The sequence below is a fragment of the Nonomuraea soli genome, from assembly GCF_013761175.1.
Lineage (GTDB): Bacteria > Actinomycetota > Actinomycetes > Streptosporangiales > Streptosporangiaceae > Nonomuraea > Nonomuraea soli.
In genome coordinates, this window is record NZ_JACDUR010000006.1 from 403998 (window position 1) to 425999 (window position 22002).

Below are 22002 nucleotides of genomic sequence, written 5' to 3' on the forward strand. Positions count from 1 at the left end.
CCGGGAAGAGCCTCCAGCCCGCCACCCGCTCGTGACGACTCGGCGGCACCGACATTCAGGGCCGCGGGATCTCCGACAGGTGGGCGATGTTCGCCAGGTCTGTCTCGTCGTCGCTCGGGCCTGCGGTGAACCACGCGTCGAGGATCTCCGCCAGCACGACCTCGGACGTCAGCCGCAGGCTCAACGCCAGGACGTTGGCGTCGTTCCACGTGCGGGCGCCGGTGGCGGTGTAGGCGTCGCCGCACAGTGCGGCCCGCACGCCCGTCACCTTGTTCGCCGCGATGGCCGCGCCCGTGCCGGTCCAGCAGCACACCACCGCCTGGTCGGCCCGGCCCTCGCCGACGTCGCGGGCCGCCGCTTCCGAGGCCCAGGCCCAGTCGTCGCGTTCGCCGGGGTTCAGCGCGCCGTGGGTGACCACCTCGTGGCCGCGCCGGCGCAGCTCGGCCACGACCTTCTCCGCCACCCCGTCGAGGCTGTCCGCGCTCACCGAGATCCGCATGAGGCCATTATCCGCTCCGGGCGGGTGGGGGGTACGGCCGGCGGCCCGGCTGACGTGGAGGCGCCGGGAACGGCGGTAGCCTCGACGTTTGTGCCGAGCATTCCCCAGCCTCTCGTCCCGAGCGACGACGGCAGCACCTCGACCGAGGTCGCCGACGCCCTGTCCGCCTTCTCCGCCGGTACGGCCGACGCCACCGCCGTCCTGACCGCCCTCAACGGCTCCCGGCTGCTGGTGCCCGTGGTGGCCCTGCTGACGGAGTCCGAGGTCGGCGCGCACGGGCTGAAGCAGGAGAAGGAGAGCGAGATGGCCCTGCCCAAGCTGGTCGGGCAGGACGGCAGGGAGGCGGTGCTGGCCTTCACCGGGGCCGGGGCGCTGATGAGGTGGCGTGCCGACGCGCGGCCGATCCAGTCGACGTTGTTGTCGGTGTGCCAGGCGGCCGTGCACGAGGGGGCCGCCGCCGTGGTGGTCGATGTGGCGGGCCCGGTGCCGTTCGTCATCGAGGGGCAGGTGCTCGAGGTGATGGCCGCGATCGAGTCGGGCACGCTGTCGCAGGTCGAGGGGGTGACCGTGGCCCGGATGGCCGAGGCGCCCGACGCGGGAGAGGGTGAGGCGGGCCGGCATGAGGCGGGCGAGCGGGCGTCGGGGGAGCAGTCTCCGAGCCCGGAGGGGGTGCCGGGCGCCGAGGGGGTGCCGGGTGCCGGGGGGGTGCCGGGTGCCGAGGGGGTGCCGGGCGCCGAGGGGGTGCCGGGCGCCGGGGGAGTGCCGGGTCCGGTGGAGGCGCCGAAGCGCCGCGGCTGGTTCCGCCGCCGCTGACTTCACGCCGCCGCATCGATGCCCGCGCCCGGCCCACAGCGCGCCGCAGCACCGCGCCTTTTATGAAGCCCTCCCCGTCGCGCATAGCGCGACCCCGGCCCCGGCTCACCCGTTAGGGTCGGGACGGTGACGATCGCCCTTCTCGCCCTGCTCGGCTTCGTCGCCGGCGTCTACCTCCGCCCCGTCGCCGCCGCCTTCGAGGCCGATCCCGCCGACACCCGTGCCGAGGCGCGGCGGGCGGCCAGGGCGGCGCTGGTCGCTCCGGTCCCCGCGTGGCCGCCGCTCGTCGAGCTGGGCACCGCCGCCGTCGTGGCGCTCATCGCGTGGCGGGCCGCCGAGCCGTACCTCCTGGCCCTGGTCTTCGCGGGCATCGCGGGCACACTCCTGGCGCTGATCGACTGGCGGACCTACCGGCTGCCCGACGTGATCACGCTGCCCGCCGCGGCGATCACGGCGCTGCTGCTGATCCCGACCGGCCAGGTGGTGGCCGGGCTGATCGGCGCGGCGGCGTTGGCGGCCTTCTACGGGGTCCTGTGGTTCGTCAGGCCCGAGGCGATGGGGCTGGGCGACGTGAAGCTGGCGCTGCTGATCGGGCTGGTCGCGGGGTCGCTCGGCTGGCAGGCGTGGATGATCGCCGGGGTGGGCGGGCAGGTGCTGGGGGCGCTGTACGGGATCGGGCTGATGGTCGTGAAAAAGCGCGACAAGAAGACGGACATCCCCTTCGGCCCCTTCATGTTGCTCGGCGCTCTGGGCGCCATCTGTCTCACCTAGTGGCCTCGCGGACGGTGCACAGGGTCTGATCTGGAAGACTTGACGGCATGTTGCGCTGGTTGACCGCCGGAGAGTCCCACGGGCCCGAACTAGTCGCCATCATGGAGGGCCTCCCCGCTGGGGTCGAGGTCACCACCGAGGCGATCGACGAGGCCCTGCGCCGCCGCAGGCTCGGCTATGGCCGCGGCGCGCGGATGAAGTTCGAAGAGGACAAGGTCACGATCGTGGGCGGCGTACGGCACGGCCGTACGATGGGCAGCCCCGTGGCCATCCGCGTGGGCAACACCGAGTGGCCCAAGTGGGAGAAGGTCATGGCGGCCGACCCGGTCGACCCGGCCGAGCTCGAAGGCATGGCGCGCAACGCCCCCCGCAGCCGCCCGCGCCCCGGTCACGCCGACCTGGCGGGCATGCAGAAGTACGGCTTCGACGACGCCCGCAACGTGCTCGACCGGGCCAGCGCCCGAGAGACCGCCGCCCGCGTCGCCCTCGGCGAGGTCGCCAAGCGGTTCCTCAAGCAGGCGCTCGGCGTCGAGGTCTTCAGCCACGTCGTCTCCATCGGCGGCACCTTCACCACGGGCCTGGAGCTGCCGACCCCGGCCGACCTGGCCCGCATCGACGACGACCCGGTGCGCTGCTTCGACGCCGGCGGCAGCGCGGCGATGGTCGAGACGATCGACAAGGCCCACAAGGACGGCGACACGCTCGGCGGCGTCGTCGAGGTCCTGGCGTACGGCCTGCCGCCCGGCCTGGGCAGCTACACCCACTGGGACCGCCGTCTCGACGCCCGCCTGGCCGCCGCCCTCATGGGCATCCAGGCGATCAAGGGCGTCGGCGTCGGCGACGGCTTCGAGACGGCCCACCGGCCGGGCTCGCGCGCCCACGACGAGATCGAGTACACCACCGCCGACGGCGTCAAGCGCATCACCAACCGCGCGGGCGGCGTCGAGGGCGGCATGACCAACGGCGAGATCCTGCGCGTCAGCGCCGCGATGAAGCCGATCTCGACCGTGCCCAGGGCACTCGCGACGATCGACGTGAAGACCGGCGAGGCCGCCAAGGCCCACCACGAGCGTTCCGACGTCTGCGCGGTGCCCGCCGCCGGCATCGTCGCCGAGGCGATGGTGGCGCTGGTGCTGGCCGACGCGGCCCTCGAGAAGTTCGGCGGCGACTCGGTCGAGGAAGTCGCCCGCAACCTGTCCGGCTACCTGTCTTCCATGGTGATCAAGTGACTCTCAAGGCTGTTCTCATCGGCCCGCCCGGTTCGGGCAAGTCCACCCTCGGCCGCCTGCTGGCCGAGCGTCTCGGCGTGGAGTATCGCGACACCGACGCCGATGTCGAGGCGACCGCGGGCAAGCCGGTGGGCGACATCTTCGTCGAGGACGGCGAGGAGCGGTTCCGCGAGCTGGAGGCCCAGGCCGTACGACAGGCGCTGGCCGAGCACGACGGCGTGCTGTCGCTGGGCGGCGGCGCGATCCTGCGCGAGGCGACCCAGGACCTGCTGGCCGGTCACCCGGTCGTCTACCTGCAGGTCGGCCTGGCCGACGCGGTGCAGCGGGTCGGCCTGGGCTCGGCCAGGCCGCTGCTGGTGCTCAACCCGCGCAGCCAGCTGAAGAAGCTCATGGAGGAGCGGCGGCCCGTCTACGAGCGCCTGGCCGTCCTGACCGTCGTCACCGACGGGCGCAAGCCGGTCGAACTGGTCGAGGAGATCGTGGAGGGCCTGTCCCGATGAGCGTCCCCGTCCACGACAACGTGCCCGCGACCCGCATCACCGTGCGCGGCGACCAGCCCTACGACGTGGTGGTCGGCACCAACGTGCTCGGCGAGCTGCCTGGGCTGCTGGGCGCGGGCGTGCGCACGGTCGCGGTGATCCACCCCGCGAGCCTGCCGGAGCTGTCGCGCCCGGTCGTGGCCGCGCTGACCGACGCCGGGTTCGAGGTCGTCGACCTGCCGGTGCCCGACGGCGAGGCGGCCAAGTCCGTCGAGGTCGCCGCCGGGTTGTGGTCGGCGTTCGGCCGCTACGGCATGACCCGTTCCGACGCCGTGGTGGGCGTCGGCGGGGGAGCGACCACCGACCTGGCCGGGTTCGTCGCGGCCACCTGGCTGCGCGGCGTCAAGGTGGTGCTGGTGCCCACCACGCTGCTGGCGATGGTCGACGCGGCGGTCGGCGGCAAGAACGGCATCGACACCCCCGAGGGCAAGAACCTGGTCGGCACGTTCCTGCCGCCCACCGGGGTGCTGTGCGATCTGGCCACGCTCACGTCGATGCCGCGCGACGACTACGTCGCGGGGCTGGCCGAGATCATCAAGGGCGGCTTCATCGCCGACCCGACGATCCTCATGCTGGTCGAGGACGACCCCGACGCCGCCACCACGCCCGCGGGCGAGCACACCCGCGAGCTCATCGAGCGCAAGATCAGGGTCAAGGCCGACGTGGTCGGCGCCGACCTGCGCGAGGCGGGCCTGCGCGAGATCCTCAACTACGGCCACACCCTCGCCCACGCCATCGAGCGCCACGAGCACTACCACATGCGCCACGGCGAGGCCGTCGCCATCGGCATGATGTTCGCCGCCGAGCTGGGCCGCCTCGACGGGCGCGCCGACCTGGTCGACCGCACCCGCGACATCCTGACCTCGGTCGGCCTGCCGACCCACTACCGCCGCGACGCGTGGAAGAACCTGCGCGACCACATGCGGCTCGACAAGAAGAACCGCGGCGCCAAGCAACGTTTCGTGGTCCTCGACGACCTGGCCAGGCCGGGCCGGCTCGAAGACCCGGGCGAGGAGATGCTCGAGGCCGCCTACTACGAGGTGTCGCGATGAGAGTCCTGGTCCTCAACGGCCCCAACCTGCGACGGCTCGGCACCCGCGAGCCGTCGATCTACGGTGCCGAGACCTTCGACGACCTGGTGAAGCTCTGCCGGAAGACCGGCGAGGAGCTGGGCTACGACGTCGAGGTGCGCCAGACCGACGACGAGGCCACCATGATCGGCTGGCTGCACGAGGCCGCCGACGGCAAGATCCCCGTCGTGCTCAACCCCGCCGCCTTCACGCACTACTCGTACGGCCTGCGCGACGCCGCCTCGCAGCGCACCGCGCCCCTCATCGAGGTGCACATCTCCAATCCCCACGCGCGCGAGGAGTTCCGCCACACCTCGGTGGTCTCGGCCGTGGCGACCGGCACCATCGCCGGGTTCGGCATGCAGTCCTACGTCCTGGCCCTGCGGGCCCTGGCCGCCCTGTGACGCCCCGCAGCTACGTCGCCCTGGGCGACAGTTTCACCGAGGGCGTCGGCGACCCCTACCCCGACGGCACCTTCCGAGGCTGGGCCGACCGCGTGGCCGAGGTGCTGGCCGCCCACGACCCCGCCTTCGAGTACGCCAACCTGGCCGTACGCGGCAAGCTGCTCGACCAGATCGTCGACGACCAGCTGCCGTTGGCCGTGAAGATGGCGCCCGACCTCGTGAGCTTCTGCGCGGGCGGCAACGACCTGATGCGTCCGGGCAGCGACCCCGACCAGCTGGCCAAGCGGCTGGCGTCAGCCGTACGCCAGCTGCGTTCGACCGGCGCCGAGGTGCTGCTGTTCACCGGCGTCGACCCGCGCGACATGTCGCTGATGCGGCGGATGCGGGGCAAGTTCGCCCTGTACTACCTGCACGTGCGCTCCATCGCCGACCTGAACGGATGCCTCGTCGTCGACCAGTGGTCGATGCAGGGGCTGCGCGACAGGCGCGCCTGGTGCTCCGACCGGATCCACCTCAACTCCGAAGGGCACCGGCTGGTCGCGGCCCGGATCCTCGACCTGCTGGGGGTGCCGAGCGAGCATCCCTGGCGCTACACCTGGCCCGAGCAGGCGGTCGACCCGCGTCAGCGGCGCCGCGAGGACGCGCGGTGGTTGCGGGAGTTCCTGATGCCGTGGATCAACCGGCGGCTGCGCGGCACCTCCTCGGGCGACGGCGTCACGGCCAAGCGGCCTGAGCTGGGTCCCTGGAGCTGACGGCGGCCGCGCGCCGGGCGTCGTAGGCGACGTTCATGCGGGTGGCGGCGGCCAGGGCTCGGCCGGCGTGGGCGTCCGCTCCGCGGTGGTGGCCGCGGGCCTGATGGAGCAGGGCTCTGCCCCAGCCGAGCCTGGCGGCGGCGCCGGGGTAGCGGTTGATGTAGCGCGCCAGGTGGCGGTCGAGCACGCGCAGGCGGCGGCGGGCCGCGCGGTCGGGCGTGGCGGGGGCGCTCGTGTGGATCCAGTGGATCCAGGCCAGTTCCGCCAGACCGGACCAGCATTCGATCATGCCGGGCTGCGTACGCGGGAGACGGGCGGCGAGCTCCAGGATGTGGTCGACGGCGGCGAGCGATGCCTGGAGCCTGGGTTCCGCCGGCGAACGCGGGTCTTGCCGGGCGTGCAGCCTGGCGGTCGCCGTGAGGAGGCGGATCTCCTGGACCAGCCGCGCCGCCGGATCGTCGCGCACCCCCAGGAGCGCTCCGTGCGTACGGCGGCGCTCCTCGGCTGCGCGTGCCCGGTCCAGGACCGCGCGGATCTCACCGGGGTCGGTCCCGTCGAGGCGTAGAAGGGTCTCCGCCGCGCCCGTCAGGCACCAGTGGCGGCCCACTTCGTCACCCACCCGCGACGCGGCCAGCTCTGCCGTCTCGTCGAACAGGTCGCGGGCCGTGGCGAAGTCACCCTGCCAGATGGCGGTCTCGGCGAGCAGGCCCGCGCAGGTCTCGGCCAGCCGGGGGTCCACGGTGCGCTCGCGGCACTCGGTGAGGACCAGCCGGGCTTCCCGCAGCCGCCCGGCGTTGAGGTGGGACAGGCCACGGGCCAGACGGGCCCAATCGGCGGCGTCACCGTGGCCCAGGACGCCGGGGGGAGGCGCGCTGTGCCGTACGAGGTCGGTGTCGGCGCGGTGGCCGATCCGGTCGGCGAGGCGGCGGCTGCCCGCCACCCGCAGCGCGATCGCCAGGTGCGCGCAGGCCTCCGCCCGCAGCGCCGCGTCCCCCGACCGCCATGCCGTGTTCGCCTGACCGGCGGAGGCGGCGAGCATGGCGAGCAGGTCGTGACGACGGTAGGCCAGCAGCGCGATCAAGGCCAGCGCCTGCGCCGCCTCCGCCGCGACGGGATCGTGCCCGCCAGCACGCGCCCGCTGCCACAGATGGCCGAGCACGTCCCGGACCAGCGCCGTCACCAGGGCAGGGGCCGACGCGGGCCAGCCCAGGCCCACCGCGCGCAGGGCGGCCTCGGCGTGTCCGACCGCGTCAGGGTCGCGGCCGAGCTGGTAGAGCATCGCGCCGCTCAGCCGCAGCCAGCGGGCGCGCAGCCGGGGCGGGTCGGCGGTGCGTTCCAGCCGCCGGGAGAGCACCGCCAGGCCCTCCTCGTACAACCTCAGCCGCAGGCACAACGTCCAGTACCGGTCCAGGAACGCCGCGTCGCCGTCGCCGCGTTCCAGGACCAGGCGCAGGTTGTCCAGTTCCGCGCCGAGGACGCGGGCGGCCGCGGTGTCGAGCCCGTTCTCGACGGCGTGGCCGTGCAGGAGGCGGGAGAAGCAGGCGGTGTGCCTGCCCACGACCTCGGGCCGCGCGCGATACGACAGGTGCGATCCGGCGTACTGCTGAATGATCGGGTGGAGGTGGTAACGCCCGGCCGGGTCGAGGTGGATCATGCAGTGGTCGACAAGGCGCATCAGCACGCGCCAGGAGGTGCGTGCCACCTCGAGGGCCGCGTCGAGGGTGAAGCCGCCGCGGAAGACCGACAGGGCGGCGAGGGCCTGCTGGGCCGGTGGGTCCAGCAGGCGCCAGGACGCCTCGAAGACCGTGCGCAGGGATCCGTGGCGGCGGCGCGGTGCCGACTCATGGGCGGCGAGCAGGTCGAGGTCGGTGGCCAGGCGCCTGGCGACCTCCTCCAGGGGGAGCGCGCGCAGGAGGCTCGCGGCCAGCTCGATCGCCAGCGGCAACCCGCCGGTGGCCGCGCAGACCGCCGCCACCAGCGCCGACGACCCTCCGGGCCCGGGGACCTGACCACCGGGACCGCCGGGGACCTGGCCACCGGGACCGCCAGGGACCTGACCGCCGGGACCGCCAGGGACCTGACCACCGGGGCCGCCGCGGGCCTGACCGCCGGGGCCGCCAGGGGCCTCGATCTGCGGGAGGAGGGCGCGTGCCCGCTCGGCGAACAAGGCCTCCGCGGGCGGGCCCGCCAGCCCTCGTACGGCCACGCACACCTGCTCGGGTACGGCAGGCCGCCGCCTGCTCGTGGCCAGCATCCGGACACCGGGAGCGGCCTGCAGCACCCGTGCGATCACCACGTCGAACCCCGGCAGATGGTCCAGATTGTCCAGCACCAGCAACACCGGCCGGTCGGCGAGCGCCGCGACCAGCAGATCCTCCGCCGAGCGGGGCGGCGACAGATCGACGCCGAGCCGCCTGGCCAGTGTCGTGACCACCGCCTCCGCGTGCACGCCCACGAACGACACGAAGGCCCGCTCGCCCGCCCCGCCCCACCGCTGCGCCACCGCGATGGCCAGCCGGGTCTTGCCCACCCCACCCGGCCCGTGCAAGGTCACCAGGCGCTCGGTGCCGAGCAGGGCCAGCACCTGTTCGATCTCCGCCTGTCGCCCCACGAGCGAGGTGCGGGGCACGGGAAGCGCGGCCCGCGAGGTCAGGGCGGCCGCGCCGGGAGGACGCCCCGGCACCCGGGCGAGCTCCTCCCGCAGCGCCACGGTCTGCGGCGCGGGAGCCACGCCGAGCTCCTCCCGCAGCCTGCGCCGCAGAGCTTCGTACGTGGTCAGCGCCGCCGCCCGGTTCCCCGTCCCGGCCAGGGCCGACATGAGCAGCCTGCCCGCCTCCTCGTCCAGCGGATCGAGTGCGGCCAGCACCCGCGCGAGCCGTACCAGGGCGGCGTCGGGACGGCCGGCGTGGCGCAGCACGACCTGGCGCAGCAGCAGCCGCGTGCGCTGCCGTTCGCCCTCCAGCCAGGCGGTGAACGCGGGCGCGTCGTCGAGCCCGACCCCGTCGAGGAAGTCGCCGCGCCACCACCGCAGGGCCTGCTCCACGCCGGGGTCGCCGGCGAGCGCCGCGTGGTCGACGAAGCAGCCGGCGCCCAGCCGCAGGGCGACCTGGTCGCGGGAGATGTCGAGCCACGCGCCCGCGTCGCGGCGCAGCTCCAGGACGGCCAGCCGGAGGCTGCCGCGGGCACGCGCGTCCGGGCGCTCACCCCACAGCAGCCCGGCCAGCTCGGCACGCGAGCGCGGCGTCCGCGTGGCGGCCAGGTAGTACAGCAGCGCGCGGGCCTTGGCCGATCTGATCGGCAGCGGCCGGTCTCCCAGGAGCAGGTGCGGCGGGCCCAGCAGCAGGATCCTGAGCGGGTCTCCCATACGACGGGACGCTAGAACGGTCCGTACGACCCGTCCACGCGCCCCGGCTGACCTGGCCTTTAACGGCACGCTGACGGTCGGCTCCGCAGCCTGGGGCCAGCAACCCTACGGGAGGACCCTTCATGCGCCTACGCCCCATCCTCTGCGGGATCGTCCTGACAGCCGGACTCGTCCCCGCCGTCCCCGCCCACGCAGCCGCGGCGGGCTCGAAGGCGACCTACTGCTCCGTCTCGGTCTACTCGGTGTACGCGGGAGACATCGCCGAGCGCGACGGGCGGGACGAGATCCGCATCAAGGCGGGCGGCAACCTCTACCCCGGCGACGGCTTCTACAAGAAGTTCAGGACCGGCGACACCTTCTACAGCGCCGCCTTCGACAACGCCGCCACGACGGTCGACAAGGACAGCGACGCGCGGTTCAGCCTGCGCGAGGTGAAGCCCCCGGCGGCCGGAGGCGGCACGAACCTGGGCTCGTTCCGCGTCACGTGGAAGGACTGCAAGAACCTGCAGGTCGGCTCATACGCGTTCTCCACCACCAAGCGGGTCAGCGGCAAGTACCAGACGAAGTACGACTACCGCGTCGTCCTGAAGATCACGGGCAGGGGCTGAGCGACCTATAGGGGATCTATAGCGGCCGCCTCTAGCCTGGAACCTTGGAGGCCGGCCGGAAGGACCGGGGCTCGGCCGGCTTCCGGTGCGGGCTCCCAGGGTCATCTGGTCAATGGCTCCGGGGCCTCGGGCGTGGACATCTCACGTTCGCCACGCGCCTCATCAAGGGGTTCATGAGGCCGAGGCCGCGAGGATGTCCACGCTCGCGCCGGATCCGGCCGGATCGGGTCCCTACCGCCTGGAAAGGATCACCACGGGGATCTCGCGGCTGGTCTTGTTCTGGTAGCCCTCGTACGCGGGCCACACCTCGACCATCCGCGGCCACAGCCGGGCCTTCTCCTCGGCCGTGGCCGTACGCGCGACCGCGTCGAACCGGTCGGCCTGCACCTGGACGCCGACCTTGGGCTCGTCGACCAGGTTCAGATACCACAGCGGGTGCGTGGGCGAGCCGCCGAGCGATGCCACGATGACGTAGTCGTCGCCGTCGCGGCCGTAGATGAGCGCGGTACGGCGCTGCAGGCCGCTCTTGCGTCCCGTGGTGGTCAGCAGCAGGGTCGGGGCACCATGGAACTGGTGCCCCTTGGCCCCGTCGGACTCCACGTACTGCTTGATGTGCTTGGCGACCCAGCCGGTCGGGCTGTCGTGGATCTCGTCCATGACGATCACCCTAACCCGGCCATGCCGGTCTTATCGGACCCGGGTCGCGACCGACTCGTAGCCGCCGCCACCCGGGTACTCCCAGGCTCCGGTCAGGGTGTCGCCGTCAGCGCTGAACGTGCCCCGGTAGCAGGCGCCCGAGCCCTTGAACCCGCCCCAGATCGTCAGCTCGTCGCCGTCGATCTCGTAGACGTAGGCCAGGGTGCTCCCGCCGCTGCCGTAGTAGCGCGACTTGATCTCCGGGTCGGGCGTCTCCGCCCCGAAGGGCTTGTCGTGACCGATGACCTCCAGGCCGCTCTCGCCGCCGAGCTCCACGTCCTGCAGGAGGAAGTGGCCTCCGGTCATCCAGCGGTAGGTGACGGTGCCCTCGGCGCCGCCGCTGACCTTCCAGGTGCCCACGAGCCGGTCGAGTGCCTTGACGTCGGACATGATGCCGTTCCCTTCGTTCGTCAGTGATACCCGTAAGACCGGGCGGCGCGGAGAAAGGAATCGGTCTTTTCCAAGATTTTCTAGAGGATCGTCTCCAGGCCGAAGGCGGGCAGCAGATCGGCCCCGAACGTGGTGATCTCGGCGATCAGGCCGCCCTCGAAGCGCAGCACGTCGATGTTGATCGCGGTGAAGCGGGTCTCGCCCGGCCCGCGCGTGTAGTTGGCGACCGCGAGCTGCCGGTTGGCGGCGATCTCCACCGTGCGCCACTCGTCGCCGGCATGGCCGCCGGCGAGCGCCTCGTGCCACATCGTGATGATCGCCTCCTTGCCGTCGAAGAGCAGGTTGGCGGGCGGCATGGCCTGGCGGGCGTCGTCGCGCAGCAGCGTGGCCAGTTCGTCGACGTCGGCGCTCTGCGAGGCGGCGATGTAGCGGCGCAGCACCTCGCGTTCCCGCTCGCCCGCCGCCGAGCCCCACTCGTGGCGGTCGGGCGGCAGGGTGGTGCGCAGGGTCTCCCTGGCCCGCTGCAGGGCGCTCTTGAGGGCGGGCAGGCTCATCTCCAGCGCTCCGGCCGCCTGGTCGGCCGGCCAGCCCAGCACGTCGCGCAGGATCAGGGCCGCTCGCTGGCGGGCGGGCAGGTGCTGGATGACGGCCAGGAACGCCAGCTCGACGGTCTCCCTGGCGATCGCCACCGCCTCGGGGCCCCGCTCGGCCTCGTCGAGCAGGCGGTCGGGGAAGGGCTGCAGCCAGGTGATCTCGGCCAGCGGCGAGCGGGCGTCACCGCCGGTCGAGTCGGCGGTCATGACGATCTCGCGGGAGCGCGAGGGGGTGGACAACGCGTCGAGGCAGACGTTGGTGGCGATGCGGTAGAGCCAGGCGCGCAGCGACGAGGGATCGGTGAGGGTGGCGCGGTGTTTCCAGGCGCGCAGCATCGTCTCCTGGACGAGGTCTTCCGCGTCGGTGAACGAGCCGGTCATGCGGTAGCAGTGGACTCGCAGCTCGTGCCTGTGCCGCTCGGCCAGTTCGGAGAAGCCCCCACCGTCCATGGTCACCACCTCGCCCGCCCGTCGCCCGCCCGTCGCCCGCTCGTCGCCTGCTCGTCGCCCGCTCGTCGCCTGCTCGTCGCCCGCCCGTCGACGCCCGTCGACGCCGTCCGTCGCCCGTCGTCGCCGCCCGCGACCTTCACCCGCGCCCGTCGCCCGCGACCGTCGCCCCCGCCATTCCTGTGCGCCCCGACCCTAGTCGCCCGCCAGCCTCTTGAGCGCCGCCCGCGGCACCGCCGGATCGGTGGTGCGCCAGAACGGCGGCAGGGAGTTGAGCAGGAAGCCGCTGTAGCGCGCGGTCGCCAGCCGGGGGTCGAGCACCGCCACCACGCCCTTGTCGTCCTGCGACCGCAGCAGCCGCCCGACCCCCTGCGCCAGCAGCAGCGCCGCGTGGTTGGCCGCGACCGCCATGAACCCGTTGCCGCCGCGAGCCGCCACGTGGCGCTGCCGGGCCGAGGTCAGCGGGTCGTCGGGCCGGGGGAACGGCACCCGGTCGATGATCACCAGCCGCAGCGAGGGCCCGGGCACGTCGACGCCCTGCCACAACGACAGCGTGCCGAACAGGCAGGTCGGCTCGTCTTCCGCGAACTGCTTGACCAGCAGCATGGTCGAGTCGTCGCCCTGGCACAGCAGCGGCACGTCGATGCGCTCGCGCAGCGCCTCGGTGGCGGCCTTGGCGGCGCGCATCGAGGAGAACAGCCCGAGCGTGCGCCCGCCCGCCGCCCCGATCAGCTCGGCGATCTCGTCGAGGTAGGCCTCGGGCAGCCCGTCGCGGCCCGGCTGGGGCAGGTGCTTGGCGACGTAGAGGATGCCGGCGCGCGGATGGTCGAACGGCGAGCCGACGTCGAGCCCCTCCCACTCGCCGTCGGCCAGGCCCCACTGCTTGGCCAGGCCGTCGAAGGTGCCGCCGAGGGCGAGGGTGGCGGAGGTGAGCACCACCGTGCGGTCGCCGAAGAGCTTGTCGCGCAGCATGCCGCCGACGCCGAGGGGCGCCACCCGGAGGATGGGCGGGCGGCGGTCGGTGCCCGCTTCGAGCCAGACCACCTCGGCGCGGTCGACCTCGGAGTCGTGGCCGTAGGCGTCGAGCATGCGCACGGCGGTGTCGTGGACCTCGTCGAGCGCGGCGAAGGCCATCTTGCGCTGGCCGCCCTTCTCGGGGTCGTCCTTGTCGGCGTTGCGCGAGCCCAGGGCGGTGATGCAGGCGTGGGCGGAGTCGCGGACCAGAGCGAGGGTGAGGCCGAGCACCTGGGGCAGTTCGTCGATGCGGCCGGAGGGGGCGGCGGCCAGCAGGGCCTTGAGGTCTTCGCCCGCCTCCTGGAGCCGGTCGGAGATCGGCTGGTCGATGAGGCGCGCGACGCGGCGCACGGCCAGGAAGACGGAGTTCTCCGACAGCTCGTCGGTCACCACCGAGGTCACCCGGTCGACGAGCTCGTGGGCCTCGTCGACGACCACCACGTCGTGCTCGGGCAGGATCGCCATGCCCTCCATGGCGTCGATGGCCAGCAGGGCGTGGTTGGTCACCACGACGTCGACCTCGCCGGCCCGCTCCTTGGCCAGCTCGGCGAAGCACTCGCCGGCGCTGGGGCAGCGCTGGCCGCCCAGGCACTCCTTGGCGCTGACGGAGAACTGCCGCCAGGCCTGCTCGTTGACGCCCGGCACCAGCTCGTCGCGGTCGCCCGTCTCGGTGGTCTCGGCCCACTCCTGGATGCGCTGGACCATGCGCCCGGTGGCGCTCACCTCGCGCGGGTCGAAGAGCTGGTCGCCCTCGTCGTCGTCGGGCCAGCCCGCGGTGACCTTGTAGCGGCACAGGTAGTTGCGCCGGCCCTTGAGGATCGCGAACGACGGCTCGTGGGGAAGCTCCTTGGCCATCGTCTCGGCCAGGCGCGGCAGGTCGCGGTCGACGAGCTGGCGCTGGAGCGCGATGGTCGCGGTCGAGATCACCACGGTGGTGTCGGAGCCCATCGCGTGGCGGATCGACGGCACGAGGTAGGCCAGGGACTTGCCGGTGCCGGTGCCGGCCTGGACGGCCAGATGCTCCTCTTTGTCGATCGCGTGCTGGACGGCACGCGCCATGCTCACCTGGCCTGGTCTCTCGCTCCCGCCGAGGGCGGAGACGGCGGCCTTGAGAAGTTCTTCGACAGGGGGAAGGAGGGAGTCCGGCACGGCGACAACGCTACCCCGATCCGCACCCCGCTCCGGGCCGGTCTGTGGACAACCGTGACCCGGGACATACGCATCCTGGCGGTCCTGGACCCGGTTCGCGTCCCCCCGTGGCACACTGACGAAACGACCGGAAGGTTCAATAAAGATCTTCCTGTGACCGGTGAGAAGCCCGATTTTGCAGGGTTTTCAGAGGCTGAGTGGACGAATACGGGCTGGTAAAGGAAAAATGTCCTCCATGTCGGAAGTTGTGCCCCTGCCGTCGTTCGGCGAAGTGTTCTTCGATGCCCGAGGTCAGGAGCGGTGCCTTCGGGTCACCTGGCACGAGGGAACCCTGGTGCTGAGCCTGTGGCGAGGCGAGATGTGCACCGGAAGCTTCCGTATGCCCATGGACGACGTGGGCCGCCTCCTCGACACTCTCGACGACGGCTACGCGGAGGCCACCGGCGAGCAGCCCGCCGTCGGCGCGACCGGCGAGGAGCCGATCCCCGGCACCGGGCAGTACAACCGCCCGCCCGAGGGCTTCCCGCCCGGCCAGCCCCCCGGCCACCTCGACGAGCGCCCGACGGCCGCCATGTCGCCCAGCGACGTGCTCGTCGCCCGCGGCACTCCCGCGCCGCCCGACAAGCTGGTCGCCTCCTTCGGTGAGACCACGGCGCCGCGCGACTCCTACTACGCCGAGCCGATGTCCGCCGCCGCCACGGGCGAGGCGGTCTACCAGCTTCCCGGCGAGCCCCAGATCCGGCGTTCCGACCCGCTCGGGCTGGCCACCCCGCCCGCCGAGCCGTACGGCCAGCGCTCCGCGGACCCGTACGGCCAGGCTCCGGGCGACCCGTACGGCCACAGCGACCCGTACGGCCAGAGCGGCCACGGCGGCCAGGGCGACCCGTACGGCCAGGGCGGTTACGGGCGGCAGCCCGCCGACGCCTACGGCCAGCAGCGCCCGGCACCGCAGGGCGACCTCTTCGCGCCCCAGCCGAGCACCCAGCCGGGCACCCAGCCGGGCACCCAGCCGAGCCACGACCCGTTCGCGACGCAGCACGCGTCCGACCCCTTCGCCGCGCAGCCGCACCACGCCACCGGCCCGTTCGCCGCGCAGCAGCGCCCGGCCGACCCCTACGGCCAGGGCGGGTACGGCCAGCAGCCCGATCCGTTCGGCCAGCAGGATCCCTTCGGTCAGCAGGACCCGTTCGGCCAGCGATCCCAGCAGCACTACACCGGCCACCAGACCGGCCAGCAGATGGCCGCCCAGCCCGCTCCCGGGCCGAGCACGCCGGGCCTCGGCACGCCCATGCACGGCATCCCGGGCGCGGGCCGGCGCTCCCGTGCGCAGGACCAGCCCCAGCAGCAGCCGCCGCAGGCTCCCAACCCGGTCGACTCGCTGCTCGCTCTGGCCACCCCGCAGCAGCAGCCCGAGCCCGGCATCTCGCGCCCCTACGTCAACGACGAGATGTTCGTCACCGGCGAGCGGCTGCGGCCGGAACAGCAGTACGACGACAGGAACTGGTAGCGCTTACGCCAAGCGTGGGCAATCCGTGATCGGCGCGGGCGGGTGCAGGCTCTAGCCTGCGTCCCGTGCGCAAGGATCTTGCCCGGGTGGCCCTGCTGGCGGCCGTGAGCCTGCCCGCCGGCCTCGTCGGCGCCCCCGCCCTGAAGTCCGCCCCGGCGCTGGCCGCCAGGACCGACCTGGCGCGCCCCGGCTGGCACGGCGCCGGCGTGGCCCCGTTCTTCGCCGCGCCCAGCCTGTCGCTGCCGGGAACGCAGACGACCGTCGCCTGGCAGACGACGTCGCCGAGGCAGGAGGCCGTGCCGGTCGCCCAGCCGGGCGAACCGCTGTTCGCCGACTCCTTCACGCTCGCCATGACCGGCGACATCCTCCTGCACCAGCCCCTGGTCGCCCAGGCGCGCTCCGACGGCGGCGGCCGTCCCGACTTCCTGCCGATGTTCTCCGGCGTGCGCCGTGTCATCTCCGGCGCCGACCTGGCCCTGTGCCACCTGGAGACCCCGCTGGCCCCCAGGCGCGGACCGTTCAGCGGCTACCCCACCTTCAGCGCCCCTCCGCAGGTCGTCACCGCGATCAAGAGCATCGGCTACGACGGCTGTTCGACCGCCTCCAACCACACCGTCGACCAGGGCGAGCCTGGCGTGGTCCGTACGCTGGAGGCCCTCGACCGCGCCGGCCTGCGCTACGCGGGGTCGGCGCGGACCGCCGACGAGGCCAGGCTGATCACCCTCTACAACGCCAACGGCGTGCAGGTCGCGCACCTGTCGTACACCTACGGCACCAACGGACTGCCCCTCCCCGCGCGCAAGCCGTGGATGGTCAACGTCGGCCTGGCTCCCAAGAGGATCGCCGCGGCGGCCGCCCGCGCCAGGCGGGAGGGCGCCGACGTGGTGGTCGTCAGCCTGCACTGGGGTCAGGAGTACCGTCACCGGCCCACCGCCGAGCAGCGCAGGGTCGCCAAGGCTCTGCTGGCCTCGCCGTCGGTCGACCTGGTCGTCGGTCACCACGCGCACGTGGTGCAGCCGTTCGAGCGGATCGGCGACAAATGGGTCGCCTACGGCCTGGGCAACCAGGTGGCCAACCCGTCGGCCGGGATCGCGGCCACGCACGAGGGGGCGATCGCCTGGTTCCGCTTCGAGCGAACCGCGGATGGATGGAGAGTGCATCCGTCGTTCGCGCCCACGAAGATCGGTGCTGGTCCGCCGATCCGGCTGGCCGTCACGCGGTCACCAGCCGTCGCCCAGGTGGTCAGGTCGCTGGGCGAGCGGGTGCCGCTGCTGAAATAGTTCCATCGGGGTTGCCGAGGTAGGGAGTCGTGCGTGGAGTCTGGCGTGGAGTCCGGCATCGAGCTGGCGACGGTGCTTCAGGTGCTGCTCCTGGCCGGCGGCGGCCTGGCGGTGGCCTGGGCGGCCAGGCGCCGCGGCTGGCCCGCGCCGCTGCTGCTGGTGCTGGCGGGACTGCTGGCCTCGCCGCTGCTGCCCGACGACCTCGTGCTCGACATCTTCGTCAGCGAGCCCGAGCTCATCCTGTTCGTCTTCCTGCCGCCGCTGCTCTACTCGGCCGCCCTCGACAGCTCCTACCTGCGCCTGCGCGACGTCAAGAAGCCCGTCGCGCTCCTGTCGGTCGGGCTGGTGCTGTTCACCATGACAGTGGTCGCCCTGGTCGTGCACTGGATGGTGCCCTCGTTGCCGATGGCTGCCGCTTTCGTGCTGGGCGCGGTCATCGCGCCGCCCGACGCGGTGGCGGCGGTGGCGGTGGGCCGCCGCCTCGGCCTGCCCCGCCGCGCGCTGACCATCCTCGTGGGCGAGAGCCTGTTCAACGACGCCACCGCGCTGACCGCCTTCCGCGTGGCGCTCGGCGCCATCAGCGGCGAGGCCTTCACCCTGCTGAGCGCCACGGGCCAGTTCCTCTACTCGGCCGTCGTGGGCGCGGTCATCGGCATCGTGCTGGCGGTGGTCTTCGGCTGGGTCCTAGAACGGCTGCGCGACTCGCTGGTGGAGAACACCGTGATGCTGCTCATCCCGTTCGCCTCCTACCTGGCGGCCGAGATGGTGCACGCCTCCGGCGTCATGTCCGTCGTGATCGTCGGCCTCTACATCGGCAACCGCATGCACCGCATGGGCTTCGGCACCCGGCTGGTGGCCGACGGGGTCTGGAAGGTGCTCGACTTCTTCCTGGAGACGATCGTCTTCGCCCTCATCGGGCTGCTGTTCCTCCAGGTCATCCCCAAGGGCTACTCCGGCTGGCAGCTCACCTGGTACGCGCTGGCCGTCTTCGCCGTCACCGTGCTCGCCCGCTTCGTCTGGCTCGCCCCGTTCTCCTACTTCCAGAAGAACCGGCCACCGGTGTCGCACGTGGTGGTCGTCGGCTGGGCGGGCATGCGAGGCGTCGTCTCGCTGGCCGCGGCGTTCATCTTCATCCTGCAGTACCCCCAGCTCGACCTGGTCGCCTTCCTGACCTTCACCACCGTGCTCGGCACCCTGCTCGTGCAGGGGCTCACCTTCCCGATCCTGATCAGGCGCCTGAAGATCTCCTCCGCCGAGGAGGAGTTCCAGGACAACCTCACCGAGGCCGCGGCCAAGCAGGAGGCGATCGCCGCCGGCACCGTCGCCTTGGAGGCGGCGATCGAGCGCGAGGGCCTGACCGACGAGATCGCCGCCGACGTCGTCTCGCAGCTGCAGGCCAAGACCGAGCGCCGGGCCCTGAACGCCTGGGAGCGCCTGGGCGGCGGCACCGGCCAGGACGGCTCGGAGACGCCCAGCACCCTGTACCGCCGCCTGCGGCTGGAGATGCTCGAAGCCGAGCGAGGGGTGTTCGTCCGGCTGCGCGACACCCGGCGGATCGACGACGAGGTGCTGCGCCGCGTCATGGCCGAGCTCGACTTCGAGGAAGCCATCCTGGAGCGCTGAGCAGGTCAGGCTTTGACCAGACCGGTCACGAATCGAGAAGCGCGGTCCGAGAGCCCCCACGTAGCGTGAACGCCATGGGCACCATCCGTCACGAGCGGGTGGGCCCTCGACGCGAAACGGCAGGACTCGATATGACCGAGGGCATCAAGACCGTCCTTCACCCGGTGTCCGATCTGGAGAAGGCGAAGAAGGTGTACACCGCTCTGCTCGGCGAGCAGCCGACGGCTGACTCGCCCTACTATGTCGGTTACGACGTCGGGGGACAGCACATCGGGCTGGTCCCGGGCGGAGCGGACCAGGGCATGACGGGCCCGGTGGCCTACTGGCACGTCGCCGACATCGAGGCCAAGCTCGAGGAGCTGACGGCCGCGGGGGCGAGCGTGAAGGAGGCCGTGCGGGAGGTCGGCCCTGGTCGCGTGGTGGCAACCGTGATCGATTCGGACGGTAATGTTCTGGGGTTGCTCCAGGACCGGTAGGCGCCGACGGAGCCGGGGAGGCGAACCCCACCCATGGACGGAGAGACGATGAGCAAGAGCACGGACCCGCAGTCGCCCGCGCTGCACGCTGCCGACAGCCATGACATGATCCGCGTGCACGGGGCGCGCGTGAACAACCTCAAGGACGTCAGCATCGAGCTTCCCAAGCGCAGGCTGACGGTGTTCACCGGGGTCTCGGGCTCGGGCAAGAGCTCGCTGGTCTTCAGCACGATCGCCGCGGAGTCGCAGCGGCTGATCAACGAGACCTACAGCGCCTTCGTCCAGGGGTTCATGCCGACGCTGGCGCGGCCGGACGTCGACGTGCTCGACGGCCTGACCACGGCGATCATCGTCGACCAGAAGCGCATGGGCTCCAACCCGCGCTCCACCGTCGGCACCGCCACCGACGCCAACGCGATGCTGCGCATCCTGTGGAGCAGGCTGGGACAGCCGCACATCGGCTCGTCCCAGGCCTTCTCCTTCAACGTCGCCTCGATCAGCGGGGCGGGCGCCGTCCAGATCGAGAAGGCCGGCAAGACCGTCAAGGAGCGCCGCGACTTCAAGATCGTCGGCGGCATGTGCCCCCGCTGCGAGGGCATGGGCGTCGTCAACGACATCGACCTGAGCCAGCTCTACGACGAGGAGAAGTCCCTCGGCGAGGGCGCGCTGACCATCCCCGGCTACACCATGGACGGCTGGTACGGCCGGATCTTCTCCGGCAGCGGCTTCTTCGACATGGACAAGCCGATCAAGAAGTTCTCCAAGCGCGAGCTGCACGACCTGCTCCACAAGGAGCCCACCAAGATCAAGGTCGAGGGCATCAACCTCACCTACGAGGGCCTGATCCCGAAGATCCGCAAGTCGATGCTCTCCAAGGACGTCGAGTCGCTGCAGCCGCACGTGCGCGCGTTCGTCGAGCGCACGGTCACCTTCACCACCTGCCCCGACTGCGACGGCACCCGGCTCAGCGAGGAGGCCCGCTCCTCCAAGATCAAGGGCATCAGCATCGCCGACGCCTGCTCGATGGAGATCCGCGACCTGGCCGAGTGGATCCGCGGCCTCGACGAGCCGTCGGTCGCGCCCCTGCTCGGCAAGCTGCTGCACACCCTCGACTCCTTCGTGGAGATCGGCCTGGGCTATCTGTCGCTGGAGCGCCCCGCCGGCACCCTGTCGGGCGGCGAGGCGCAGCGCACCAAGATGATCCGCCACCTCGGCTCCGCGCTGACCGACGTCACCTACGTCTTCGACGAGCCGACGATCGGGCTGCACCCGCACGACATCCAGCGCATGAACGACCTGCTGCTGCGCCTGCGCGACAAGGGCAACACGGTGCTGGTCGTCGAGCACAAGCCCGAAGCCATCGCGATCGCCGACCACGTCGTCGACATCGGCCCCGGCGCCGGTACGGCAGGCGGCACGGTCTGCTTCGAGGGCGACCTCGACGGCCTGCGCTCCAGCGGCACGGTCACCGGCCGCCACCTCGACGATCGCTCCGCGCTCAAGGAGCAGGTGCGCACCCCCAAGGGCAAGCTGGAGATCCGCGGCGCCACCCGGCACAACCTGCGCGACGTCTCCGTTGACATCCCGCTCGGCGTGCTCTGCGTCGTCACCGGCGTGGCGGGATCGGGCAAGAGCTCGCTCATCCACGGCTCCATCCCCGCCTCCGCGGGCGTCGTCTCGGTCGACCAGGCGCCGATCAAGGGATCGCGGCGCAGCAACCCGGCGACCTACACCGGGCTGCTCGACCCGATCCGCAAGGCCTTCGCCAAGGCCAACGGCGTCAAGCCCGCGCTGTTCAGCGCCAACTCCGAGGGCGCCTGCCCGACCTGCAACGGCGCCGGAGTCGTCTACGTCGACCTCGGCATGATGGCGGGCGTCGAGAATCCCTGCGAGGAGTGCGAGGGCAAGCGGTTCCAGGCCTCGGTGCTCGAATACCACCTGGGCGGCAAGGACATCAGCGAGGTCCTGGCCATGCCCGTCAGCGAGGCCGTGGAGTTCTTCGCCGCGGGAGAGGCCCGCACGCCCGCCGCCCACGCCATCCTGGAGCGGCTGGCCGATGTCGGGCTCGGCTACATCAGCCTGGGCCAGCCGCTGACCACGTTGTCGGGCGGGGAGCGGCAGCGGTTGAAGCTGGCCACGCACATGGCCGACAAGGGCGGGGTGTACGTGCTCGACGAGCCGACGACCGGGCTGCACCTGGCCGATGTGGAGCAGTTGCTGGCGCTGATGGACCGGCTGGTGGAGTCGGGCAAGTCGGTGATCGTGATCGAGCACCACCAGGCGGTGATGGCGCACGCCGACTGGATCATCGACCTGGGTCCCGGCGCCGGCCACGACGGCGGGAAGATCGTCTTCGAGGGCACCCCCGCCGACCTGGTCGCCGCCCGCTCCACCCTGACGGGCGAGCACCTGGCCGCCTACGTCGGCGCCTGACGCACGACCCGAGAACGGCCCTGCCTGAACAGGCAGGGCCGTTCTGTGTTCTCAGGACCGGTCAGCCGATCTGGCTGTCGACGAAGCACCAGCGCCACGACTCGCCGGGCTCGAAGGACTGGATCACCGGATGCCCTTCGGCGTGGAAGTGGGCGGTGGAGTGCTTGCCGGGCGAGGAGTCGCAGCAGCCGATGTGGCCGCACTCCAGACACCGACGCAGGTGCACCCAGCGACCGCCGCTGGCCAGGCATTCCTCGCAGCCCTCCGGCGTGCGCGCGGGCGCGTCGCCGGCCTCGGAAAGATGCTCGCAAGTTGTCATAGGAAGAAGATTACGACCAGAGCAAG

Annotated in this window: 20 protein-coding genes; 13 read left to right on the forward strand and 7 right to left on the reverse strand. The window is 72.2% G+C overall.

Features of this window, described 5'->3' with window-relative positions:
- Positions 1–55 precede the first annotated feature (55 nt).
- Positions 56–499 (reverse strand): RpiB/LacA/LacB family sugar-phosphate isomerase, encoded by a 444-nt coding sequence (locus tag HNR30_RS30055; protein WP_181613427.1) that lies wholly within the window; start codon positions 497–499, stop codon positions 56–58.
- 90 nt (positions 500–589) lie between these two features.
- Here HNR30_RS30055 and HNR30_RS49510 point away from each other — a divergent pair, with 90 nt between their 5' ends.
- The 7 genes from HNR30_RS49510 to HNR30_RS30090 all read left to right on the forward strand — a co-directional run bounded on the left by HNR30_RS49510 (position 590) and on the right by HNR30_RS30090 (position 6077).
- Positions 590–1312 carry an SseB family protein gene (locus HNR30_RS49510; RefSeq protein WP_181613428.1) on the forward strand — a complete coding sequence of 241 codons (723 nt, stop codon included), beginning with the start codon at positions 590–592 and terminating at the stop codon, positions 1310–1312.
- Positions 1313–1438: 126 nt separating this feature from the next.
- Entirely contained in the window at positions 1439–2083 is a 645-nt protein-coding gene (locus tag HNR30_RS50350) for a prepilin peptidase (protein ID WP_181613429.1), read from the forward strand.
- 47 nt (positions 2084–2130) lie between these two features.
- Entirely contained in the window at positions 2131–3312 is a 1182-nt protein-coding gene (aroC, locus tag HNR30_RS30070) for a chorismate synthase (protein ID WP_220134152.1), read from the forward strand.
- A complete protein-coding gene (locus HNR30_RS30075) occupies positions 3309–3812 on the forward strand; it encodes a shikimate kinase (RefSeq protein WP_181613430.1) in 504 nt (167 codons plus the stop codon). The genes aroC and HNR30_RS30075 overlap by 4 nt, the downstream gene beginning before the upstream one ends.
- A 20-nt stretch (positions 3813–3832) precedes the next feature.
- The gene (gene aroB / locus HNR30_RS30080; protein ID WP_181613916.1) at positions 3833–4903 is read left to right on the forward strand and encodes a 3-dehydroquinate synthase; all 1071 of its coding nucleotides are present in this window, start codon (positions 3833–3835) and stop codon (positions 4901–4903) included.
- Positions 4900–5325, forward strand: a complete 426-nt coding sequence (aroQ, locus tag HNR30_RS30085; protein WP_181613431.1) for a type II 3-dehydroquinate dehydratase — start codon at positions 4900–4902, stop codon at positions 5323–5325. Before aroB ends, aroQ begins: the two co-directional genes overlap by 4 nt.
- The gene (locus HNR30_RS30090; RefSeq protein WP_181613432.1) at positions 5322–6077 is read left to right on the forward strand and encodes an SGNH/GDSL hydrolase family protein; all 756 of its coding nucleotides are present in this window, start codon (positions 5322–5324) and stop codon (positions 6075–6077) included. Before aroQ ends, HNR30_RS30090 begins: the two co-directional genes overlap by 4 nt.
- Here HNR30_RS30090 and HNR30_RS30095 read toward each other — a convergent pair.
- Positions 6040–9441: an ATP-binding protein gene (locus HNR30_RS30095; RefSeq protein ID WP_181613433.1), complete on the reverse strand. Its 3402-nt coding sequence runs from the start codon at positions 9439–9441 to the stop codon at positions 6040–6042. The genes HNR30_RS30090 and HNR30_RS30095 overlap by 38 nt on opposite strands.
- Before the next feature lie 122 nt (positions 9442–9563).
- On the opposite strand from HNR30_RS30095, the gene HNR30_RS30100 reads away from it, so the two are divergent.
- A complete protein-coding gene (locus HNR30_RS30100; RefSeq protein WP_181613434.1) occupies positions 9564–10049 on the forward strand; it encodes a hypothetical protein in 486 nt (161 codons plus the stop codon).
- 231 nt (positions 10050–10280) lie between these two features.
- On the opposite strand, the gene HNR30_RS30105 is transcribed toward HNR30_RS30100, so the two are convergent.
- The 4 genes from HNR30_RS30105 to HNR30_RS30120 all read right to left on the reverse strand — a co-directional run bounded on the left by HNR30_RS30105 (position 10281) and on the right by HNR30_RS30120 (position 14338).
- Positions 10281–10706, reverse strand: coding sequence for a nitroreductase family deazaflavin-dependent oxidoreductase (locus HNR30_RS30105; RefSeq protein WP_181613435.1), 426 nt, complete (start codon positions 10704–10706; stop codon positions 10281–10283).
- 30 nt (positions 10707–10736) lie between these two features.
- Positions 10737–11135 (reverse strand): hypothetical protein, encoded by a 399-nt coding sequence (locus HNR30_RS30110; protein WP_181613436.1) that lies wholly within the window; start codon positions 11133–11135, stop codon positions 10737–10739.
- A gap of 80 nt (positions 11136–11215) precedes the next feature.
- Complete coding sequence (locus HNR30_RS30115) at positions 11216–12178, reverse strand: RNA polymerase subunit sigma-70 (RefSeq protein ID WP_181613437.1); 963 nt, start codon at positions 12176–12178, stop codon at positions 11216–11218.
- 192 nt (positions 12179–12370) lie between these two features.
- Complete coding sequence (locus HNR30_RS30120; protein WP_181613438.1) at positions 12371–14338, reverse strand: ATP-dependent DNA helicase; 1968 nt, start codon at positions 14336–14338, stop codon at positions 12371–12373.
- 235 nt (positions 14339–14573) lie between these two features.
- Between HNR30_RS30120 and HNR30_RS30125 the strand changes: the two genes are divergently transcribed.
- From HNR30_RS30125 to HNR30_RS30145, 5 genes are all read left to right on the forward strand, one after another.
- Positions 14574–15845: a hypothetical protein gene (locus HNR30_RS30125; protein WP_181613439.1), complete on the forward strand. Its 1272-nt coding sequence runs from the start codon at positions 14574–14576 to the stop codon at positions 15843–15845.
- A gap of 65 nt (positions 15846–15910) precedes the next feature.
- Positions 15911–17125: a CapA family protein gene (locus tag HNR30_RS30130; RefSeq protein WP_181613440.1), complete on the forward strand. Its 1215-nt coding sequence runs from the start codon at positions 15911–15913 to the stop codon at positions 17123–17125.
- Between the two features lie 33 nt (positions 17126–17158).
- Entirely contained in the window at positions 17159–18748 is a 1590-nt protein-coding gene (locus HNR30_RS30135) for a cation:proton antiporter (RefSeq protein WP_312894736.1), read from the forward strand.
- Positions 18749–18822: 74 nt separating this feature from the next.
- The gene (locus HNR30_RS30140; RefSeq protein WP_246379583.1) at positions 18823–19224 is read left to right on the forward strand and encodes a VOC family protein; all 402 of its coding nucleotides are present in this window, start codon (positions 18823–18825) and stop codon (positions 19222–19224) included.
- A gap of 48 nt (positions 19225–19272) precedes the next feature.
- Positions 19273–21657, forward strand: coding sequence for an ATP-binding cassette domain-containing protein (locus tag HNR30_RS30145; RefSeq protein ID WP_181613441.1), 2385 nt, complete (start codon positions 19273–19275; stop codon positions 21655–21657).
- Positions 21658–21718: 61 nt separating this feature from the next.
- Here the strand turns inward: HNR30_RS30145 and HNR30_RS30150 are convergent, their stop codons facing one another.
- The gene (locus HNR30_RS30150; protein WP_181613442.1) at positions 21719–21976 is read right to left on the reverse strand and encodes a ubiquitin carboxyl-terminal hydrolase 14; all 258 of its coding nucleotides are present in this window, start codon (positions 21974–21976) and stop codon (positions 21719–21721) included.
- Between the last annotated feature and the right edge of the window lie 26 nt (positions 21977–22002).

What these genes read in the sequence shown, in the direction of transcription:
- HNR30_RS30055 (WP_181613427.1), bottom strand. Translation starts at nt 499, where the DNA reads ATGCGGATCTCGGTGAGCGCGGACAGCCTCGACGGGGTGGCGGAGAAG.
- aroC (WP_220134152.1), top strand. Translation starts at nt 2,131, where the DNA reads ATGTTGCGCTGGTTGACCGCCGGAGAGTCCCACGGGCCCGAACTAGTC.
- aroQ (WP_181613431.1), top strand. Translation starts at nt 4,900, where the DNA reads ATGAGAGTCCTGGTCCTCAACGGCCCCAACCTGCGACGGCTCGGCACC.
- HNR30_RS30095 (WP_181613433.1), bottom strand. Translation starts at nt 9,441, where the DNA reads ATGGGAGACCCGCTCAGGATCCTGCTGCTGGGCCCGCCGCACCTGCTC.
- HNR30_RS30100 (WP_181613434.1), top strand. Translation starts at nt 9,564, where the DNA reads ATGCGCCTACGCCCCATCCTCTGCGGGATCGTCCTGACAGCCGGACTC.
- HNR30_RS30105 (WP_181613435.1), bottom strand. Translation starts at nt 10,706, where the DNA reads ATGGACGAGATCCACGACAGCCCGACCGGCTGGGTCGCCAAGCACATC.
- HNR30_RS30110 (WP_181613436.1), bottom strand. Translation starts at nt 11,135, where the DNA reads ATGTCCGACGTCAAGGCACTCGACCGGCTCGTGGGCACCTGGAAGGTC.
- HNR30_RS30115 (WP_181613437.1), bottom strand. Translation starts at nt 12,178, where the DNA reads ATGGACGGTGGGGGCTTCTCCGAACTGGCCGAGCGGCACAGGCACGAG.
- HNR30_RS30125 (WP_181613439.1), top strand. Translation starts at nt 14,574, where the DNA reads ATGTCGGAAGTTGTGCCCCTGCCGTCGTTCGGCGAAGTGTTCTTCGAT.
- HNR30_RS30140 (WP_246379583.1), top strand. Translation starts at nt 18,823, where the DNA reads ATGGGCACCATCCGTCACGAGCGGGTGGGCCCTCGACGCGAAACGGCA.
- HNR30_RS30145 (WP_181613441.1), top strand. Translation starts at nt 19,273, where the DNA reads ATGAGCAAGAGCACGGACCCGCAGTCGCCCGCGCTGCACGCTGCCGAC.
- HNR30_RS30150 (WP_181613442.1), bottom strand. Translation starts at nt 21,976, where the DNA reads ATGACAACTTGCGAGCATCTTTCCGAGGCCGGCGACGCGCCCGCGCGC.